The 2,392-nt window shown below is 50.1% G+C and carries 1 protein-coding gene; it reads right to left on the bottom strand.

What is annotated here, in order from left to right:
• Positions 1–213: 213 nt before the first annotated feature.
• Entirely contained in the window at positions 214–2,385 is a 2,172-nt protein-coding gene (locus PX484_RS18175) for a glutamine synthetase III family protein (protein ID WP_046662456.1), read from the bottom strand.
• Between the last annotated feature and the right edge of the window lie 7 nt (positions 2,386–2,392).

The following is a 2,392-nucleotide window of genomic DNA, read 5'->3' as shown; positions in this document are numbered from 1 at the left end:
ATAAACAGTTATAAGGTTGGTCTGGGTTGACCTCTTAGATTCAGTCGGGGGACTGAAGACCTTACTAGGCGGTTATTTCGGGCATTTGGCTCCCTATTTCATGCCTAAACGTTTCGCACAGCTATTCTTAACATAACTTAAAACTACCAGAGCTAAAAAGAAGGGGGTGGCCAATCATTTTTTCAGCCTATTTACCCCCTCCTTGCCGTCATGTTATTTAACAAACAACATTTCTTGATAGGTAGGCAGCGGCCAGAAATTGTCGGCCACTTCTCCTTCCAGCGTGTCAGCATATTCGCGCACCTTATCCATCAAGGGACGGATTGTTTGAGCGGAATACTGCATATGTTCCTCGATCGAGTCAAAATCGTCTTTAGCCATGGCCTCACTCAGTTTGCCAACGCTATCCATCAGTAATTTAATTAAATTCGAGACGGTTTGGGCCCTTTCCTTATCCATCTCGATGCCGATCGCCGCAGCATTAGCGATCGCCAAAGACAATTCCGACAAGTAGCGAACGGCAGCGGGATAAATAATCGTTTTAGCCATACTTACCACCAGTTCCGCCTCCACCTCGATGGCCAGCAAATACTGTTCCGCATAGACATCAAAACGACTTTCCAGTTCAACGGGGGTAAACACACCCATGCGGGCAAACAGTTCTTCGATATAATCAGCTTTCAGCACGGGTAAAGCATCGGCAGTGGTGCGGAGATTAGCCAAACCGCGCTCTTCTACCGCCATTTTGTGCCATTCCGGGGAATATCCGTTACCTCCGAAGATCACATTTCTGTGCTTGTCCATGATCTCCTTGAGAACACCCTCGGCGGCAGTATTGAGGTCTTCCCCAGCTTTCATCCGGCTTTCTAAGTTATCCGCCACCCAAGTCAGGGAATCGGCTAGAATCGTGTTCATCGCCACCAGCGGCCCGGAAACTGACTGATTAGAACCCACAGCGCGGAATTCAAAGCGATTGCCCGTAAAAGCAAAAGGAGAGGTACGATTGCGATCGCCAGGATCCTTGGGGAATACCGGCAGGGTATCGACACCGAGATCCATCAATCCCGGGGCATCAGAACCCTCAATTCGGCCTTGGCTAATTTGGTCGAATACCTTTTCTAACTGGCTGCCCAAATATACCGAAATAATGGCGGGAGGAGCTTCATTTGCCCCCAAACGGTGATCATTACTGGCAGTAGCCACCACTGCGCGTAAAAGCGGCCCGTACTTGTGAACGCCACGAATCACCGCCCCACAGAATAACAAAAACTGCATATTAGCGTGGGGAGTATCGCCCGGATCTAACAGATTGCCCTGGGTAGCGTTGCCGACGGACCAGTTAACGTGTTTTCCCGAACCGTTAATTCCTGCAAAGGGTTTTTCATGCAGTAGGCAGACAAAACCGTGTTTTTTAGCCGTACTTTTCAGCAAAGTCATAATTAACTGCTGATGGTCACTGGCCACGTTAGCAGCCTCGAAAAAGGGCGCAATCTCGAACTGTCCGGGGGCGACTTCATTATGGCGGGTTTTGGCCGGAATGCCGAGGCGATACATTCTTTCCTCTACTTCCTGCATAAACACCTGAACCCGTTCGGGAATCGCGCCAAAATAATGATCGTCGAACTGTTGACCCTTAGCGGCGGGTTTACCAAATAGGGTGCGACCGGTGAGCAATAAATCGGGGCGACTATGGGCAAAATGAGCATCTACGAGGAAATATTCCTGTTCAGCACCGCAGCTGGAGTTAACGGGGGCGACTTCCGTATGTCCTAAGAGCTTCAGCACCCTGGTGGCGGCTTTACTCATCGATGAAATCGAGCGTAAAAGCGGCGTTTTTTTGTCGAGGGCCTCTCCTGTCCAAGAGATGAAAACCGTGGGGATACACAGGGTTACACCATTATCCGTCTCCATGACGTAGGCGGGACTGGTGACATCCCAAGCGGTGTAACCCCGCGCTTCAAAGGTGGAGCGAAGTCCGCCGTTAGGAAAGGAGGACCCGTCCGGTTCCCCCTGTACTAAGACTTTGCCCGTAAATTCTGTGATCACCGAACCGTCGCTCTGCACGGAGATAAAACCATCGTGTTTTTCGGCGGTGGCGTTGGTCATCGGATAGAAGACGTGAGCATAGTACAGCGCCCCTTTGGACGTGGCCCAATCTTTCATCGCGGCCGCTACTGTACCAGCGATGGAAACGTCTAATTTTCCCCCGGTTAAAATCGTGTTTTTGACTGATTTGAATACGTCTTTGGGAAGACTGGCCTGCATTTTGCTCAGGGTAAAGACATCGGTTGCCCAGAGGGCCTCTAAACGCTGAGGAATTTTGCTAGGTAGGGGTTTACGATCCGTTACTTGAGAGATAGCTTGAACACGGGTTCCATAACTCATAAGTATT

This window comes from Microcystis sp. M49636_WE2 (assembly GCF_030065375.1).
GTDB classification, from domain to species: Bacteria; Cyanobacteriota; Cyanobacteriia; order Cyanobacteriales; family Microcystaceae; genus Microcystis; species Microcystis aeruginosa_C.
Note: the sequence above shows the minus strand (reverse complement) of the source record. Positions and strands in the feature narration are given on the sequence as shown.